Genomic DNA, 16,678 nt, shown 5'->3' on the forward strand with positions numbered 1-16,678 from the left:
GGCACGTTGCAACAAATGTAGGAGCGAGCTTGCTCGCGATGCGCCGCGCGGGCGGCGCTCGATTATCGCCCCACCGCGGGACTCAAGCGCAAATCAACCCATCCCCCCGCAACAACGTCTCCAGGCAATGCTCCTGCACGCCATAAAACGCCTTGAGCTGCGCAATCTTCTCCAGCAACGCCCCCGCCGCCACGGGCTGCTTGCGCTTCACCGCAAGAATCATCTTGTTCTTGTTGGTGTGCTCCAGCGAGATGAACTCGAACACCTTGGTCTCGTAGCCACAGGCTTCCAGATACAGGGCGCGCAAGCTGTCCGTCAGCATCTCCGCCTGCTGCCCCAGGTGCAGGCCATATTGCAGCATCGGCTGCAGCAACCCCGGGCTGTGCAGTTGCGGGCGGATCTGCTTGTGGCAGCACGGCGAGCACATGATGATCGCGGCGTTGCAACGGATGCCGGTGTGGATGGCGTAGTCGGTGGCGATGTCGCAGGCGTGCAGGGCGATCATCACCTCGATGGCCTCGGGGACCACGCTGCGCACGTCACCGCACTGGAATTCCAGGCCCGTATGCTCCAGGCGCGCGGCTGCAGCGTTGCACAGGTCGACCATGTCCTGACGCAACTCTACACCGGTCACCTGAGCTTCACGGCCCAGCGTGTTGCGCAGGTAGTCGTGCATGGCGAAGGTCAGGTAGCCCTTGCCCGAGCCGAAGTCGGCTACCCGCAACGTCTGCTGCGCCGGCACCGGGGCATTGGCCAGTGCGTGGTCGAAGACTTCGATGAACTTGTTGATCTGCTTCCACTTGCGCGACATCGACGGAATCAGCGCGCCTTGCGCATCGGTCACGCCAAGGTCGCGCAGGAACGGGCGCGACAACTCCAGATAGCGTTTCTTCTCACGGTCATGGCCGGTAGTGGCGGCAGCCTCACGGGGCGGCTGCGCACCATGGCGCTGAAGCATCGGCTTGCCCTTCTTGCTGAAGGTCAGCTGCACTTCGCCATCGGCGTCGAACAAGTGAGCGTTGCGAAAGCTCTCCGGCAGCAGTTCGGCAACCAGCGCCTGGGCCTGGTCCAATGGCAGATTGCGGGTGATGTCGCGGGTCTGGTGGCGGTAGACCAGCGACAGGTTGGCCTGCCCTTTCACCTGCACGGGCTTGCCGATGATGCGCTGCAAGGTCTGGTCGGCACCGACATGGCGTGCCAGCACCAGCTTGACCAGCGTATTGCCGTGCAGGGCGGCACTGAGCAGGTCAAGGAACTGGGCGCGCGCATCCGGCGCAGAAGAAGCGGAAGTACTGGCGGACATGGAAAACAGGTGCCTCGGATAGCAGGGGCGCGTTGCGCAATGCCGCGCATTCTACACCCCTGCCAGCTGCAGGTTCAGTCGAGAATCACCAGGCGGTTGGGCAGTTCATTACGCCCATGGGTGCGCGGTACCTGCTCGCAAAGCAGCTCGCCGCACGCCTCGATGCACTCGACGAAGCCCTGCAAGGTCCGTCCTTGACGCACCTGCTCGGCAAGACGCGCAACGATCATGGCCCGGGCCTGGGCATCGAAGTGGCGGTCGATCCCCTGGTCGACAAGGATCTCCACATGCCGCTCTGCCTCGGCGACGAAGATCAACACCCCTGTACCGCCGGCCGTACTGCGCAGATTCTGTTCGCGAAACTGCTGCCGCGCCAGGCTCGAAGCGCGCCAGCGGCGCAACGCGGCGGGGATCAGCACGGCGGCCAGGCGCGGGTTGCGCAGCAACAGGCACAAGCCGATGAACAGCACCAGGTTGGCCACCAGCAGCCCACGCACACCGGGCCAACCGAGCAACCACTGCAACAGCCCCGGCACGGCCAGTGCCAGCACGGCCGCCCAGAACAATGGCAGGTAAGCGTAATCATCGGCTCGCCGCGCCAGCACGGTCACCAGCTGGGCATCGGTGCGCCGCTCCACACGGGCAATGGCCTCGGCGACCTGGCGCTGCTCGTACTCGTTGAGAGGGGTCATGCCTTGGGTCTCTTGAGCGTTTTCTTATAGTTGTTGTCCCGGCATTCGGGGGTGCCTACGCGAGCGGCATATTCAGGCATAATCCGCCGCTGAGAAGCATTACCCGCGAATCGTACAACAATAGCCGCCTGAAAACTTCGGCCGCGCGCGTATCTCCGTGGATACGGCATAGGCCTCGACAACGGAATTCATGATGAAACTGTCTTTGCTGGGCCTGGCCATGGGCCTTGCCAGTCAGGCGGCCCTCGCCGCCCCCTCCGCCCCGCCCCTGCAGGACAAGCAGGCGTTCATCGAACACCTGATCAGCCAGATGACCGAAGCCGAGAAAATCGGCCAGCTGCGCCTGATCAGCATCGGCCCGGAGATGCCGCACGCCAAGATCCGCGAAGAAATCGCCGCCGGGCGTATCGGCGGCACCTTCAACTCGCGTACCGCCCCCGAGAACCGGCCGATGCAGGACGCTGCCATGCGCAGCCGCCTGAAGATCCCGATGTTCTTCGCCTACGACACCATCCACGGCGAACGCACCATCTTCCCGATCGGCCTGGGCCTGGCCTCCAGCTGGGACATGGACGCCATCGCCAAGGTCGGCCGCACCTCGGCCATCGAGGCCTCCGCCGACGCCCTGGACATGACCTTCGCGCCGATGGTCGACATCGCCCGCGACCCCCGCTGGGGCCGCACCAGCGAGGGCTTCGGCGAAGACACCTACCTGACCTCGAAAATCGGCCAGGTGATGGTCCGCTCGTTCCAGGGCAGCAGCCCGGCCAACCCCGACAGCATCATGGCCATCGTCAAGCACTTCGCCCTGTATGGCGCAGTCGAGGGCGGGCGCGACTACAACACGGTCGATATGAGCCTGCCGAAGATGTACAACGATTACCTGCCGCCCTACCGCGCCGCGCTCGACGCCGGTGCCGGCGGGGTGATGGTGGCGCTCAACTCGATCAACGGCGTACCGGCCACCTCCAACACCTGGCTGATGAACGACCTGCTGCGCAAGGAGTGGGGTTTCAAGGGCGTGACCATCAGCGACCACGGCGCGATCCAGGAACTGATCCGCCATGGCGTCGCCCGCGACGGCCGCGAAGCCGCCAAGCTGGCGATCAAGGCCGGCATCGACATGAGCATGAACGACAGCCTGTATGGCCAGGAGCTGCCAGGGCTGCTGAAGTCCGGCGAAGTGACCCAGGGCGAGCTCGACCAGGCCGTGCGCGAGGTACTCGGCGCCAAGTACGACATGGGCCTGTTCAAGGACCCCTACGTGCGTATCGGCAAGGCCGAGACCGACCTCAAGGACTATTACAGCGACGACCGCCTGCACCGCGACGCCGCCCGCGACGTGGCACGCCGCAGCCTGGTGCTGCTGGAAAACCGCCAGCAGACCCTGCCGCTGAAAAAAACCGGCACCATCGCCCTGGTCGGCCCGCTGGCCGATGCGCCGATCGACATGATGGGCAGCTGGGCCGCCGACGGCAAACCGATGCACTCGGTGACCGTGCGCGAAGGTCTGCGCCGCGCTGTCGAGGGCAAGGCCAAGCTGGTATACGCCAAAGGCGCCAATGTCACCGGCGACAAGGCGATCTTCGACTACCTGAACTTCCTCAACTTCGACGCCCCGGAAATCGTCGATGACCTGCGCCCAGCCGCCGTGCTGATCGACGAGGCGGTCAAGGCCGCCAAGCAATCCGATGTGGTGGTGGCCGTGGTCGGTGAGTCCCGAGGCATGTCCCACGAATCGTCGAGCCGCACCACGCTGGAGATTCCCGCCAGCCAGCGCGAACTGATCAAGGCCCTGAAAGCCACTGGCAAACCGCTGGTGCTGGTGCTGATGAACGGCCGTCCGCTGTCGATCGGCTGGGAACGTGAACAGGCCGACGCCATCCTCGAAACCTGGTTCGCCGGTACCGAAGGCGGCAACGCCATTGCCGACGTGCTGTTCGGCGACTACAACCCTTCGGGCAAGCTGGCCATCACCTTCCCGCGCTCGGTCGGGCAGATCCCGATGCACTACAACCACACGCGCATCGGCCGCCCCTTCACGCCGGGCAAGCCGGGCAACTACACCTCGCAGTATTTCGAAGAACCCAACGGCCCGCTGTATCCGTTCGGTTACGGCCTGAGCTACAGCAACTTCGAGCTGTCGGGGCTGAACCTGTCGAACAAGGCGCTCAAGCGCGGTGAAAGCCTCGAAGCCAAGGTGACGGTGAAAAATACCGGCAAGGTTGACGGCGAGACCGTGGTGCAGCTGTACCTGCAGGATGTTTCGGCGTCCATGAGCCGCCCGGTCAAGGAGCTCAAGAACTTCCAGAAGCTGATGCTCAAGGCCGGTGAGTCGCGGACCTTGACCTTCCGCATCAGCGAAGACGACCTGAAGTTCTACAATGGCCAACTGCAGCACGTGGCCGAGCCTGGCGAGTTCAATGTCCAGGTCGGGTTGGATTCCGAGGCCGTGCAGCAACAGAGCTTCGAACTGCTGTAAGCAGGGCCGGCCCTATCGCCGGCAAGCCGGCTCCCACAATGGGCATGTACAGTACCTGTGGGAGCCGGCTTGCCGGCGATAGGGCCGCGACTGACACCCCTTCATGCGGACCCGCCCCATGCCCTTAACCTTTCGCGCCCTGCGTCTGGGGCTGATCACCCTGCTGATCCTGGCCGGCACCGCGCTCAGCGCCGGCTGGGCCATGCACCAGGCCAAGCGCCAGGCCATGGAAGAAGACGCCCGCCGTGCCAGCCAGCAGCTGGGGTTGTATGCCAATACCTTGCACACGCTGATCGAACGCTACCGCGCCTTGCCCGCCGTGATGGCGCTGGACCCGGAATTGATCGAAGCCCTGCGTGGCCCCGTCAGCGACACGGTGCAGGATGCGCTCAACCGCAAGCTCGAACGAATCAATGGCGCCGCCAATTCCTCCACCCTCGAACTGCTCGACCGCACCGGGCTTGCGGTGGCAGCCAGCAACTGGCGCCTGCCAACCACTTACGTGGGCTCGAACTACGCCTTTCGCCCCTATTTCAAACAGACCCGCAGCCAGGGCAGCGGCCGTTTCTACGCGGTCGGCGTGACCAGTGGCGTACCGGGCTACTTTCTCGCCAGCGCGATCACCGACGAGCATGGGCGCTTCCTTGGCGCCATGGTGGTGAAGCTCGAGTTCCCCGAGCTGGAACGCGAATGGCGCCAGGGCAGCGATATCCTGCTGGTCAGCGACGCGCGCGGCATCACCTTCATCGCCAACCAGGACGGTTGGCGCTACCGCGAGCTGCAACCACTGACGGGCTCCGACCGTGCCGAACTGGCCGAAACCCGCCAGTACGACAAGCAACCGCTGGTGCCGCTGCAACATCAGGTACTGACCCGCTTCGCCAGCAACAGCCAGCTGAGCCGCGTGCAAGGCCCCGACGGGCCGGCCGAATACCTGTGGGAAAGCCTGCCGCTGGAAGGCGAAGACTGGACCCTGCACCTGCTGCGCAAGCCGCAGGTGGCTGCGGACGGTCGCAACGCCGCGCTGGGGGCCGCCGCCGTCTGGCTGAGCCTGGTGTTCGCCGCCCTGTTCGTCAGCCAGCGCTGGCGCCTGGCCCGGCTGCGCCAGCGCAGTCGCGACGAGCTCAAGCGCCAGGTCGAGGAACGCACCCGCGAGCTGCGCACCGCCCAGGAAGGCCTGGTGCAGTCGGCCAAGCTGGCCGCGCTCGGGCAGATGTCGGCCGCCATGGCCCACGAGATCAACCAGCCGCTGACCACCCAGCGCATGCAACTGGAGACCCTGCGCCTGCTGCTCGACCACGGCCGCTACGAGGAAGCGCGCAAGGCCCTGGAGCCGCTGGAGCAGATGCTCACGCGCATGGCCGCACTGACCAGCCACCTGAAGACCTTCGCCCGCAACAGCCCAGGCGGTTTGCGCGAACGCCTGGACCTGGCGAACGTGGTCGACCAGGCCCTGCAACTGCTCGACACGCGCATCCGTGCCGAGGAGGTCGAAGTGGCCCTGTACCTGGCGCGCCCGGCCTGGGTACGTGGCGACGCGATCCGCCTGGAGCAGGTGCTGATCAACCTGCTGCGCAATGCCCTCGACGCCATGGCCGACAAACGCTACAAGCGCCTGGAGATCCGCATCGAACCCGAGCAGGGGCAGTGGCGCCTGAGCGTGCTCGATTCCGGCGGTGGCATTGCCGATGCCGACCTGACCAAGGTCTTCGACCCGTTCTTCACCACCAAGCCGGTGGGCGAAGGGCTCGGCCTGGGCCTGGCCATCTCCTATGGCATCATCGTCGAGGCCGGCGGCCAGCTGCAGGCCGAGAACGTGCCGGGCGGCGCCCGCCTGAGCCTTACCCTGCCCCGCGACCTGGAGCCTGTATGTTGAACTCAGTGATCGTCGTCGATGATGAAGCGAGCATCCGCAGCGCCGTCGAACAGTGGCTGAGCCTGTCCGGTTTCAGCGTGCAGTTGTACGCCCGCGCCGAGGACTGCCTGGCGCACCTGCCGCGGCACTTTCCCGGGGTGGTCATCAGCGATGTGCGCATGCCGGGCATGGGCGGCATGCAGTTGCTCGAACGCCTGCAGGCCGATGACCCCGACCTGCCGGTGATCCTGCTGACCGGCCACGGCGATGTGCCGATGGCGGTGGAAGCCATGCGCAACGGTGCCTACGACTTCCTCGAAAAGCCCTTCACCCCCCAGCATCTGCTGGGCAGCCTGCGCCGGGCACTGGAGAAACGCCAGCTGGTGCTCGAGAACCGCCGCCTGCACGAGCAGGCCGACCTCAAGTCACGCCTGGAAACGACCCTGCTGGGCATGTCCCAGGGCCTGCAGCAGTTACGGCGCCAGGTGCTGGACCTGGCCAACCTGCCGGTCAACGTGCTGATTCGTGGCGAAACCGGCAGCGGCAAGGAGCGCGTGGCGCGCTGCCTGCACGATTTTGGCCCGCGTGCCGACAAACCCTTCGTCGCGCTCAACTGTGCCGCGATCCCCGAAGCGCTGTTCGAGGCCGAACTGTTCGGCCATGAAAGCGGCGCCTTCACCGGCGCGCAAGGCAAGCGTATCGGCAAGCTGGAATATGCCAATGGCGGCACGGTGTTTCTCGACGAGATCGAAAGCATGCCGCTGGCCCAACAAGCCAAGCTGTTGCGCGTGATCCAGGAACAGAAGCTGGAGCGGCTGGGCGCCAACCAGAGCATCAGCGTCGACCTGCGAATCATCGCCGCGACCAAACCCGACCTGCTCGACGAGGCGCGTGCCGGGCGTTTTCGCGAAGACCTGGCGTATCGGCTGAACGTGGCGGAACTGCGCCTGGCGCCTTTGCGCGAACGGCGCGAGGACATTCCGTTGCTGTTCGAGCATTTCGCCCAGGCTGCGGCTGAAAAGCTCGGTCGCACTGCGCCGCCGCTGGCAGGGGCGCAATTGAGCCAGCTGCTGTCGCACGACTGGCCTGGCAACGTGCGCGAGCTGGCCAATGCGGCGGAGCGGCATGCGCTGGGGCTGGGGTCGCCGAGCCTGGAAGGGGCGCCTGCCGGGCAATCGTTGACCGAGCAGATGGAAGCGTTCGAGGCGCAATGCCTGCGGGCGGCGTTGCGCATGCACAAGGGTGAGATCAAAGGGGTGATGGAAGCCTTGCAGCTGCCGCGGCGGACGTTGAACGAAAAAATGCAGCGGCATGGGTTGGTGCGGGAGGATTTCGTCGCGCGCGAATAGGCGGAAATCCGCTTATTGGCTGTATGGGATGAGCGAGAAACCGCTTATTCAGGGGATTTTTGCGGTGGTAAGGGGCTGCTTTGCAGCCCATCGCGGGCAAGCCCGCTCCTACAGGGACCGCGTCGTGGCGGGGTTGTGGGGGTGGGCGTGCCTTCAAATGGATCGGCCTGCACTCATTTGGCACAGCTCGTGCAAAACCCTTCTCAAGCTGCGCCCAGGCGCGCTCCACAAAAACAACGAGAAGGTATCCCTGATGGATAACGCCACCTCCCTGCCAGCCGGGGCGGCCACCGCGCCCGCCGCCGAAAAAACCACCGCCAGCCGTCTCAAGTCGATCTTCAGTGGCTCGATCGGCAACATGGTCGAATGGTACGACTGGTACGTCTACGCCGCATTCTCGCTGTACTTCGCCAAGGCCTTCTTCCCGGCCGGCGACTCCACCGCACAACTGCTCAACACCGCCGCGATCTTCGCCGTGGGCTTCCTCATGCGCCCGATCGGTGGCTGGCTGATGGGCCTGTACGCCGACCGCAAGGGCCGCAAGGCCGCGCTGATGGCCTCGGTACTGCTGATGTGCGCAGGCTCGCTGGTGATCGCCCTGACCCCAGGCTATGAAACCATCGGCGTCGCCGCGCCGGTGCTGCTGGTCATCGCCCGCCTCATGCAAGGCCTGTCGGTGGGTGGCGAATACGGCACCTCGGCCACCTACCTCAGCGAAATGGCCAGCAAGGACCGCCGTGGCTTCTTCTCCAGCTTCCAGTACGTGACCCTGATCTCTGGCCAGCTCATCGCCCTGGCGGTGCTGATCGTGCTGCAGCAGACGCTGACCACCGAGCAGCTGTATGCCTGGGGCTGGCGCGTACCCTTCGTGATCGGCGCGCTGTGCGCGGTGGTTGCCCTGTACCTGCGCCGTGGCATGGAAGAAACCGCTTCCTTCACCAAGAAGGAGAAGGCCAAGGAAAGCCTGATGCGCACCCTGATGCGTCACCCCAAGGAGCTGATGACCGTGGTCGGCCTGACCATGGGCGGCACCCTGGCCTTCTACACCTACACCACCTACATGCAGAAGTACCTGGTGAACACCGTCGGCATGAGCATCAGCGACTCGACCACCATTTCGGCGGCCACGCTGTTCCTGTTCATGTGCCTGCAGCCGATCATCGGCAGCCTGTCGGACAAGATCGGCCGTCGCCCGATCCTGATCGCCTTCGGTGTACTCGGCACCCTGTTCACCGTGCCGATCCTCAGCACCTTGCACACCATCCAGACCTGGTGGGGCGCGTTCTTCCTGATCATGGCGGCGCTGATCATCGTCAGTGGATATACCTCGATCAACGCTGTGGTCAAGGCCGAGCTGTTCCCCACCGAGATCCGCGCCCTGGGCGTCGGCCTGCCGTATGCGCTGACCGTGTCGATCTTCGGCGGCACCGCCGAGTACGTGGCCCTGTGGTTCAAGAGCGCGGGCATGGAGAGCGGTTTCTACTGGTACGTCACCGCGTGCATCGCCTGCTCGCTGTTGGTGTACGCGACCATGAAAGACACCAAGCAGCATTCGCGGATTACCACTGACTGACACTGATCCAGCGGCTTGAAAAAGGGGCGCCCGGAAAACCGGGCGCCCCTTTTTCATTGGGCACACCTGAAAGCGCCCCCCCGTCCCGGCCGCCTTCCTCTTAACCCCTGATTAATTCCAACCCTGCATGCTGCAAGGGCTGGCGAATCCTGTCGCTCGCTGGTTTCAGCACGTGACGCGTAGCAAGCCACGCCGCGTGCGGGATGGCAGTCGGCGCACCCATATACATCTATTTAATCGATTATTTAACGCCATTTTTTGCGCTTTTTAATCAAATTAATCGGCGTAGCATCAAACCCATAGAAGCAAGCAACCACTCGAACCCAACGGAGCAACGACCATGAAAAACAAACTGATCCTCAGCCTGGCCTTCTCGGTTTTCGCCACTGGCGCGTTCGCCGAAGATGGCTTCGACCGCACCAATGCCCACACCTTCGCAGCCGCCCAGAGCCAAGCTGCCACCTACGCGGAAGATGGTTTCGACCGTACCGGTGGCCAACGTTTCGCTGAAGACGGCTTCGACCGTACCGGTGGCCAACGCTTCGCAGAAGACGGCTTCGACCGTACCGGCGGCCAACGCTTCGCAGAAGACGGCTTCGACCGCACCGGTGGCCAACGTTTCGCCGAAGATGGTTTCGATCGCACCAACGCTCACCGCATCAGCTGATCCCTGATGCGTGCAACCAGCCCGGCCTCGGCCGGGCTCGATCATTTCCAGGCGGGCTCAGGCTTGGCACACTAGGCGCCTTGTCCACCAGGAGGTAGGGCCAGCAAGCCCGACAGATGTATTACTACGAACCCACCAAAGGCCACGGCCTGCCCCACGACCCGTTCAATGCTATCGTCGGCCCACGCCCGATCGGCTGGATCTCCTCGCAGGACTGCGAAGGTCGCTTGAACCTCGCGCCCTACAGCTTCTTCAACGCCTTCAACTACATCCCGCCGATCATCGGTTTCTGCAGTGTCGGGCGCAAAGACAGCCTGAACAATATCGAGCAGACCGGCGAGTTCGTCTGGAACCTGGCCACCCGCCCCTTGGCCGAGGCCATGAACCAGAGCTGTGCTGCCGTGCCGGCGCAAGTGAACGAGTTCGAGCTGAGCGGGTTGACGGCAACTCCATCGAGCCTGGTCAAGGTGCCACGGGTGGGCGAAACGCCGGTGGCGTTCGAGTGCAAGGTGAGCCAGATCGTCCAGCTCAAGCGGGCCGACCAGGAGCCGGTGCCGAGCTGGCTGATCCTCGGCGAGGTGGTCGCGGTGCACATCGCCGAACACCTGCTCAAGGACGGCATCTACGATACCGTCGCCGCCGAGCCGATCCTGCGAGGTGGCGGCCCGGCGGACTACTTCGAACTGGGCAATCTGTTCAAGATGAGAAGGCCCCAGGTCTGATCACCAGACCAGTTCGCCTTCCTCGCCAACGCCGTTGAGGCGTTCGAGCTCGGCGCAGGCGGCCTCGTCGGCCGCCACGGCGCTCTTGAACACCTGGCCATCGAGCACCTTGTGAAAGCGCGGCGCACCGCCCATGTTCAGGGCCTTGACCGCGATGGCGGCGTTGTAGCCACCGCCTTCCACCGGGACTATCGCCGAAACCGCTTCGAAGTGCGGGAATTCTTTACGTGCCATGTCGCTATCCGCGTCGTTGATCGAGGGGCGGCATTCTACCCCGTGCGGCTCGGCATTCAATCGAAGGTGTGCAGGTCCAGGCTGCTGACGACCTGGGCCTGGACCAGTTCGCCGAACACGTCCAAGGTGGGCGAAGCGAAATAACCGCTCATTGCCTGCTGATCGCACCAGCTGCCACTGAGCAGCCACAGGTCGGCATCGGCCTGCGAGCGCTGCACGCTGAAACTCAGGCAGCCAGGGGTGCGCAACGAGGGTTCCAGCAGGTCGCGCAGGCGCGCACCGAGCTCGGCCGAACGGCCACTGGCAGCGCGGATGAAAGCCAAATGGGTGACCGGTTGTCGTAGGGTCATTGCACGATCTCCTTGAAGCACGCGGGCGGATAACCAGGCTGCCAAGGTTAGGGGCTTGCCCGCGCGGCGCGTTAGGCTATTACTGCACGTCGATTGCCTGATTCTGCCGCGCGGCAGGATCAGGCAATCGACGTGCAGCATTCGACTAGCGCCCGCCATTGCCCAAACCTATGCTGCGACGGTCTGCAGAGGAGCGCCATCATGACCACAGCCCCGTCCATCGATCCGACCCTGGAAGTGCAACGCCAGGAACTGGCCGAACTGATCGTCCGGCATGCTGGCGAGCCCCACGGCCCGGCTTCGGCCATCGACGCGCTGTACCTGGTGCGCTACACGGAAAATGTCCGCTCCGTACCGACCTTGGCCCAACCGGCCCTGTGCATCCTGGCCCAGGGCAGCAAGAGCCTCTTTCTCGGCGATGAGCAATACGCCTACGACCCGTTGCATTACATGGTGGTGTCGGTGACCTTGCCGTTGAGCGGCGTGAAGCTCGATGCCAGCCCCCAGAACCCCAGCCTGGGGCTGCGCCTGGACCTTGACCCGGCCGAGATCAGCCAGTTGATTGCCGAAAGCGGGCCGATGCTGGTGCCCAACCTGCCCTCCGGCCGCGGCCTGTATGTTGAGCGGACCGATCCACAACTGCTGGACGCCCTGTTGCGCCTGGTTCGCCTGCTCGACACACCGCGGGATATCGGCATGCTGGCGCCGCTGATTCGCCGGGAAATTCTCTACCGCCTGCTGCGCGGCCCCCAAGGTTACCGCTTGTATGAGATTGCCCTGGCCAACAGCCAGACTCATCGGGTATGCCAGGCGATCACCTGGCTCAACCAGAACTTCCAGCAACCGCTGCGCATCGAGGACCTGGCTCGGGAGGTGAACCTCAGCACCTCGACCTTGCACCATCGGTTCAAGGCGGTGACGTCGATGAGCCCGTTGCAGTACCAGAAGCAGCTGCGCCTGCAGGAAGCGCGGCGGCTGATGCTCAATGACGGGCTGGAAGCGGCGGTGGCGGGCTATCGGGTGGGGTATGAAAGCCCGTCGCAGTTCAGCCGCGAGTACAGCCGGCTGTATGGCGCCCCGCCGATCCGCGATGTGGCGCGGTTGCGGGCCAGTGCTGGGTGATTAGCAACTGGGGCTGTACCTGCCCTTTCGCGGGACAAGCCCGCTCCCACAGGCTCCCTGCTTCCTCGGATGGGGAGTCGGGCCTGTGGGAGCGGGCTTGTCCCGCGAAAGGGCCGGCGCAGATTACAGCCTGATCATCAGCCAGCCACTGCCGCCTGCCACTGGTTCTGGTCGACCTCGATCAGGGTCGGCCCCTTGCGTTCCACCGCCCGCCCCAGCGCAGCCTGCAATTGCTGCACATCGCCCACATGCTCGGCCTCGGCCCCCAGCGCCTTGGCCACGCCAATGAAGTCCGGCGTATGGATATCCACCCCAACCGGCTCGATGGCCCGGTTGACCATGTACTTCTTGATCTCCTCATACCCCTGGTTATTCCACAGCAGCACGATCAGCGGCACCTGTGCCTCCACCGCACTGGCCAGCTCCGGCAGCGTGAATTGCAAGCCGCCATCGCCGATCAGGCACACCGCTGGCGCACGCTCGGCGATGCGCTCGGCGCTGCCCAGCCAGGCGCCCATCGCTGCAGGCAGCGCATAACCCAAGGTGCCGTAGCCCGTCGAGGCGTTGAACCAGCGACGCGGCTGGTCCATGTCCAGGGTCAGGTTGCCGGTGTAGACCGGCTGGGTCGAATCCCCCACCAGGACGGCATTCGGCAAACGCTCCAGGATGCTGGTCAGCAGGCGGGTCTGGCTCAGGGTCGGCTGATCCCAGCTCGCCGCCAGCGACTGACGCAGACGCTGCGCACGCACCGCGCCCCAATTGCCGTCGCGCACCGGCGCTGGCAGATCCTGCAACGCTTCGAGCAAGGCCTGCGCAGCCAGTTCGGCATCGGCCACCAGGGCCAGCTCCGGCAGGTAGTTGCGCACGGTCTGGTCCGGGTCGATATCCACCCGCAGCAGGCTGCCAGGGATCTCGAAGCCACCCTTGAAGGTCACGTCATAGTCGGTTTCGGCAAGCTCGGTGCCGATCGCCAGGACCACGTCGGCTTCCGCCACCAGTGCCCGGGTCGCGACCAGCGATTGGGTCGAGCCGATTTGCAGCGGGTGACCGGCCGGCAGCAAGCCTTTGGCATTGATCGTCAATGCCACCGGGGCCTGCAAGTGCTCGGCCAGGCGCGCCAGCGGCGAACCCGCGTTCAAGGCGCCGCCACCGGCCAGGATCAGCGGCTTGCGTGCCTTGGCCAGGCGTTCTGCCATGCGCGCCACGGCCTGCGGTGCGGCGCCTGCGCGGCTGCTGCGCACCGGACGGCCCGGCAACAGGTGGTCGGCCGGCTCGACCAGCACATCCAGCGGGATCTCGATATGCACCGGGCGCGGCCGCGCGCCATCGAACACCGCAAAGGCGCGGGCCAGCACCTGCGGCAAGTCGTCGGCGCTCATCAGTGTCTGCGAGAAGGCCGCCACACCCGCCACCAACGCGCCCTGGTTGGGCAGCTCGTGCAACTTGCCACGGCCACCGCCCAGTTGGTCACGCGACTGCACGCTGGAAATCACCAGCATCGGGATCGAATCGGCGTAGGCCTGGCCCATGGCAGTGGTGATGTTGGTCATGCCGGGGCCGGTGATGATGAAGCACACGCCCGGTTTACCACGGGTCCGGGCGTATCCATCAGCCATGAATCCAGCACCCTGCTCGTGGCGCGGGGTGATGTGGCGAATGGACGAAGCCGCCAGGCCTCGGTAAAGCTCCACAGTGTGCACGCCGGGAATGCCGAAGACATGGTCCACGCCATAGCCTTCAAGGAGTTTGACCAGTACTTCGCCGCAGGTTGCCATGGGTTTCACCTTGCATCTTGTTGAAAAACTGCGCTCATTGGACCCAAGGCACGGCTATCGCCACAATGCAAAAAAACACATACTAGCCATGTCCTGTAATCATGGCTTGTCACGATGAAACGCCTTCCCCCCCTCCCCGCCCTGCACACCTTTCTGGTCACTGCGCAGCACTGCAATTTCACCCGGGCCGCGCAGCAGCTGCATATCACCCAAGGCGCGGTCAGCCGGCAGATCGCCGGGCTCGAGGAGCACCTGGGGTATGCCCTGTTCCAGCGTCAGGCCCGCGGCCTGAGCCTGACCCGCGAAGGGCAGGACTGGCTGCCGCGGGTGCAGCAGGTGTTCGCCTTGATCGAACAAGGCGTGCGCGAAGTGGGTGGGCGCAGCGCCACCTTGCAGCTCAAGGCGCCGACCTGTGTGATGCGCTGGCTGCTGCCACGGCTGATGGAATGGCAGGCACTGCGCCCGGACGTCCCCGTGGAGCTCACTACCACGGTGCAGCATGGCGTGGATTTTCGCCGCGAAGGCTTCGATGCGGCGGTGGTCTATGGCGATGCGCCGAACCATGGGCTGCATGTGCGCAAGCTGTTCGACGAGCAGCTCACCCCCGTGTGCGCGCCATCGCTGCTGGCGGGGCCGGTGCCGTTGAAGGCGATCGACGACCTCAAGCGCCACATGTTGCTGCACCCCTCGCGTGACGAGCACGACTGGCGCCTGTGGTTGCAGGCCGCCGGGGCGATCCACGATGCGCTGGGGCCCCGGCAGCATTTCGAAACCCTGGACATGGCCATGGCGATGGCCTCGCAGGGGACCGGGGTGGCCATTGGCGACTGGGCATTGATTGGCGACGACCTGAAAAGCGGCAGGCTGTGCATGCCGTTCGGGCTCAAGGTGATGACGGGCAAGGGGTATTACCTGGCCTGCCAGGCGAGAAATGTGCCGCCCGGGCTGGTCGAGTTGATGGATTGGTTGCAGTGCCGGGCGGAACAGTGAGGGCCTCCCAGGTGCACCTCATCTAAAAATTAACGCCCCCCCCTTGTGGGAGCCGGCAAGCCGGCTCCCACAGGGTCAGGGGCAAGGGCAAGGGCAAGGGCAAACTACTGGCGCTCAATACCCGACAGTGAACCGCTGCCGCGAGTGCGCCGGCTTTTCCAGCTCGTCGATCATGGCGATGGCATAGTCGGCAAAGCTGATCCAGCTCTTGCCTTCAGCCCCGATCAGCAAATGATCCTTGCCCAGGGTGTAGTGCCCCGTGCGCGCCCCTTCGACAAACTCCGCCGATGGCGACAGGAAGGTCCAGTCCAGGTTCTGCTCCTGACGCAACTGCTCAAGAAACCGTACCCCGGCACTCGCTTCGGCCTTGTAGGCCTCCGGGAAATCCGGGCTGTCGATCACCCGATGCCCGGAAGGCAGCAGCAGGCTGCCGGCACCGCCCACCACCAGCAGGCGCTTGACCCCGGCACGCTTGACCGGCTCGATGATCGCGTGCGGCTCGATGGTGGCAAAATGCGCTGCACTCAGCACCGCATCCACCCCCGCAAGCGCCTTTTGCAGCGCCGCGCTGTCCTTCACATCCAGCGCCTGCACCGTGACACCTGCACGCCCCTGCAGCCGCGACGGATCGCGGGCAATGGCCAGCACACTGTGGCCCCGGCGCAGGGCTTCTTCCAGCAGTTGGCTGCCAGCACGGCCGGTAGCGCCGATGATTGCGATCTTGCTCATGGGAAACACTCCATCAGTTGAACGGAATTACCACTTCATCTCGCCCTTGGCGACCCTGGCGCTCAGCTCAAGCGAGCTTTCATCGGCCAGGCCCGGGTAACGCTTGTTCATCGCCGCGATCAAGGCCCCGGCATCTTTCGCCTTGGCCGTCTCGGCATCGAAGTCACGAATGTAGTTCGCGGTGAAGCGCACCGCCTCCAGCGAACGGCTGCTCTGGCCCATGAAGTGACCGGGAACCACGGTGCGCGGCGCCAGCTTCTCGATCTGCGCGAGCGTGCCGAGCCAGTCGGCATGGGACTTGGGCGACTGGGTGTCGGCCATCCACACATGGATGTTGTCCGCCACGACCACGCCACCGACCACGGCCTTGATCGACGGAATCCAGACGAAACTGCGCTCAGGCTGCGGCCCGTCCAGGCCAACCACTTCGAGTGCCTGCCCCTCCAGCAGCAACTGGTTGCCGTCGAGCACCTGCGGCACGACCAGCCGCGCCGGTTTGTCCGCGCCCATCTGTGGGCCCCAGTACGAAAGCTTGGCGTCCATGGTCTGGCGAATATGCGCCACGGTGGCGGCCGAGGCGAGTACCTTGGCGTCCGGGAAGGCCTGGGTCAGGGTATCGAGGCCGAAGTAGTAATCCGGGTCGCCATGGCTGATGTAGATGGTCGTCAGCGTCTTGCCGCTGGCCCGCAAGCGCTGCACAAGCTGCTCGGCCTGGGCCTTGCCGAACTGGGCATCGACCAGGATGGCGTGCTTTTCGCCCGTGACGATCACCGAGCTGACCGGAAAGATCGCCTGGTGCCCGGGGTTGTACACCTCAAGCCGCAACGGCTCCGCG

15 protein-coding genes are annotated in these 16,678 nt (G+C 64.7%); 8 read left to right on the forward strand and 7 right to left on the reverse strand.

Features of this window, described 5'->3' with window-relative positions; all coding sequences use genetic code 11:
- Positions 1–82: 82 nt before the first annotated feature.
- The gene (locus PMI38_RS12395) at positions 83–1,303 is read right to left on the reverse strand and encodes a class I SAM-dependent methyltransferase (protein ID WP_008094378.1); all 1,221 of its coding nucleotides are present in this window, start codon (positions 1,301–1,303) and stop codon (positions 83–85) included.
- Positions 1,304–1,377: 74 nt separating this feature from the next.
- Entirely contained in the window at positions 1,378–1,995 is a 618-nt protein-coding gene (locus tag PMI38_RS12400; protein WP_008094380.1) for a TPM domain-containing protein, read from the reverse strand.
- Positions 1,996–2,185: 190 nt separating this feature from the next.
- On the opposite strand from PMI38_RS12400, the gene bglX reads away from it, so the two are divergent.
- The 6 genes from bglX to PMI38_RS12430 all read left to right on the forward strand — a co-directional run bounded on the left by bglX (position 2,186) and on the right by PMI38_RS12430 (position 10,643).
- Positions 2,186–4,477, forward strand: coding sequence for a beta-glucosidase BglX (gene bglX / locus PMI38_RS12405; RefSeq protein ID WP_043273517.1), 2,292 nt, complete (start codon positions 2,186–2,188; stop codon positions 4,475–4,477).
- Between the two features lie 118 nt (positions 4,478–4,595).
- On the forward strand, positions 4,596–6,353 hold the full coding sequence (locus tag PMI38_RS12410; protein ID WP_008094384.1) for an ATP-binding protein: 1,758 nt from the start codon (positions 4,596–4,598) through the stop codon (positions 6,351–6,353).
- Positions 6,347–7,681, forward strand: coding sequence for a sigma-54-dependent transcriptional regulator (locus PMI38_RS12415; protein ID WP_008094386.1), 1,335 nt, complete (start codon positions 6,347–6,349; stop codon positions 7,679–7,681). The genes PMI38_RS12410 and PMI38_RS12415 overlap by 7 nt, the downstream gene beginning before the upstream one ends.
- A gap of 253 nt (positions 7,682–7,934) precedes the next feature.
- A complete protein-coding gene (locus PMI38_RS12420) occupies positions 7,935–9,254 on the forward strand; it encodes an MFS transporter (RefSeq protein ID WP_008094388.1) in 1,320 nt (439 codons plus the stop codon).
- 340 nt (positions 9,255–9,594) lie between these two features.
- Positions 9,595–9,921, forward strand: coding sequence for a hypothetical protein (locus PMI38_RS12425; protein WP_008094391.1), 327 nt, complete (start codon positions 9,595–9,597; stop codon positions 9,919–9,921).
- A 116-nt stretch (positions 9,922–10,037) separates the two neighbouring features.
- Positions 10,038–10,643, forward strand: a complete 606-nt coding sequence (locus PMI38_RS12430) for a flavin reductase family protein (protein ID WP_008094393.1) — start codon at positions 10,038–10,040, stop codon at positions 10,641–10,643.
- On the opposite strand, the gene PMI38_RS12435 is transcribed toward PMI38_RS12430, so the two are convergent.
- Positions 10,644–10,877, reverse strand: a complete 234-nt coding sequence (locus PMI38_RS12435) for a hypothetical protein (protein WP_008094395.1) — start codon at positions 10,875–10,877, stop codon at positions 10,644–10,646.
- A 56-nt stretch (positions 10,878–10,933) separates the two neighbouring features.
- On the reverse strand, positions 10,934–11,227 hold the full coding sequence (locus tag PMI38_RS12440; protein ID WP_008094397.1) for a putative quinol monooxygenase: 294 nt from the start codon (positions 11,225–11,227) through the stop codon (positions 10,934–10,936).
- Positions 11,228–11,428: 201 nt separating this feature from the next.
- Between PMI38_RS12440 and PMI38_RS12445 the strand changes: the two genes are divergently transcribed.
- On the forward strand, positions 11,429–12,349 hold the full coding sequence (locus PMI38_RS12445; protein WP_008094399.1) for an AraC family transcriptional regulator: 921 nt from the start codon (positions 11,429–11,431) through the stop codon (positions 12,347–12,349).
- 137 nt (positions 12,350–12,486) lie between these two features.
- On the opposite strand, the gene PMI38_RS12450 is transcribed toward PMI38_RS12445, so the two are convergent.
- Positions 12,487–14,124: a 5-guanidino-2-oxopentanoate decarboxylase gene (locus PMI38_RS12450; protein WP_008094401.1), complete on the reverse strand. Its 1,638-nt coding sequence runs from the start codon at positions 14,122–14,124 to the stop codon at positions 12,487–12,489.
- Between the two features lie 114 nt (positions 14,125–14,238).
- Here PMI38_RS12450 and PMI38_RS12455 point away from each other — a divergent pair, with 114 nt between their 5' ends.
- Positions 14,239–15,114 carry a LysR substrate-binding domain-containing protein gene (locus tag PMI38_RS12455; protein WP_008094403.1) on the forward strand — a complete coding sequence of 292 codons (876 nt, stop codon included), beginning with the start codon at positions 14,239–14,241 and terminating at the stop codon, positions 15,112–15,114.
- Between the two features lie 114 nt (positions 15,115–15,228).
- Here PMI38_RS12455 and PMI38_RS12460 read toward each other — a convergent pair whose 3' ends face one another.
- Both PMI38_RS12460 and PMI38_RS12465 read right to left on the reverse strand, forming a co-directional pair.
- Entirely contained in the window at positions 15,229–15,843 is a 615-nt protein-coding gene (locus PMI38_RS12460) for an NAD(P)-dependent oxidoreductase (RefSeq protein WP_008094405.1), read from the reverse strand.
- Positions 15,844–15,870: 27 nt separating this feature from the next.
- Positions 15,871–16,678 (reverse strand): MBL fold metallo-hydrolase (locus tag PMI38_RS12465; protein ID WP_008094408.1); only part of this gene is annotated, 808 nt, incomplete at its 5' end.

The sequence above is a fragment of the Pseudomonas sp. GM84 genome (genome assembly GCF_000282535.1).
Lineage (GTDB): Bacteria > Pseudomonadota > Gammaproteobacteria > Pseudomonadales > Pseudomonadaceae > Aquipseudomonas.

Bases quoted from the DNA above. Each gene is read 5' to 3' on its own strand.
- PMI38_RS12415 (WP_008094386.1), top strand. From the start codon at position 6,347: ATGTTGAACTCAGTGATCGTCGTCGATGATGAAGCGAGCATCCGCAGC.
- PMI38_RS12430 (WP_008094393.1), top strand. From the start codon at position 10,038: ATGTATTACTACGAACCCACCAAAGGCCACGGCCTGCCCCACGACCCG.
- PMI38_RS12460 (WP_008094405.1), bottom strand. From the start codon at position 15,843: ATGAGCAAGATCGCAATCATCGGCGCTACCGGCCGTGCTGGCAGCCAA.
- PMI38_RS12400 (WP_008094380.1), bottom strand. From the start codon at position 1,995: ATGACCCCTCTCAACGAGTACGAGCAGCGCCAGGTCGCCGAGGCCATT.
- PMI38_RS12410 (WP_008094384.1), top strand. From the start codon at position 4,596: ATGCCCTTAACCTTTCGCGCCCTGCGTCTGGGGCTGATCACCCTGCTG.
- PMI38_RS12435 (WP_008094395.1), bottom strand. From the start codon at position 10,877: ATGGCACGTAAAGAATTCCCGCACTTCGAAGCGGTTTCGGCGATAGTC.
- PMI38_RS12450 (WP_008094401.1), bottom strand. From the start codon at position 14,124: ATGGCAACCTGCGGCGAAGTACTGGTCAAACTCCTTGAAGGCTATGGC.
- PMI38_RS12395 (WP_008094378.1), bottom strand. From the start codon at position 1,303: ATGTCCGCCAGTACTTCCGCTTCTTCTGCGCCGGATGCGCGCGCCCAG.
- PMI38_RS12440 (WP_008094397.1), bottom strand. From the start codon at position 11,227: ATGACCCTACGACAACCGGTCACCCATTTGGCTTTCATCCGCGCTGCC.
- bglX (WP_043273517.1), top strand. From the start codon at position 2,186: ATGATGAAACTGTCTTTGCTGGGCCTGGCCATGGGCCTTGCCAGTCAG.
- PMI38_RS12425 (WP_008094391.1), top strand. From the start codon at position 9,595: ATGAAAAACAAACTGATCCTCAGCCTGGCCTTCTCGGTTTTCGCCACT.
- PMI38_RS12445 (WP_008094399.1), top strand. From the start codon at position 11,429: ATGACCACAGCCCCGTCCATCGATCCGACCCTGGAAGTGCAACGCCAG.
- PMI38_RS12420 (WP_008094388.1), top strand. From the start codon at position 7,935: ATGGATAACGCCACCTCCCTGCCAGCCGGGGCGGCCACCGCGCCCGCC.
- PMI38_RS12455 (WP_008094403.1), top strand. From the start codon at position 14,239: ATGAAACGCCTTCCCCCCCTCCCCGCCCTGCACACCTTTCTGGTCACT.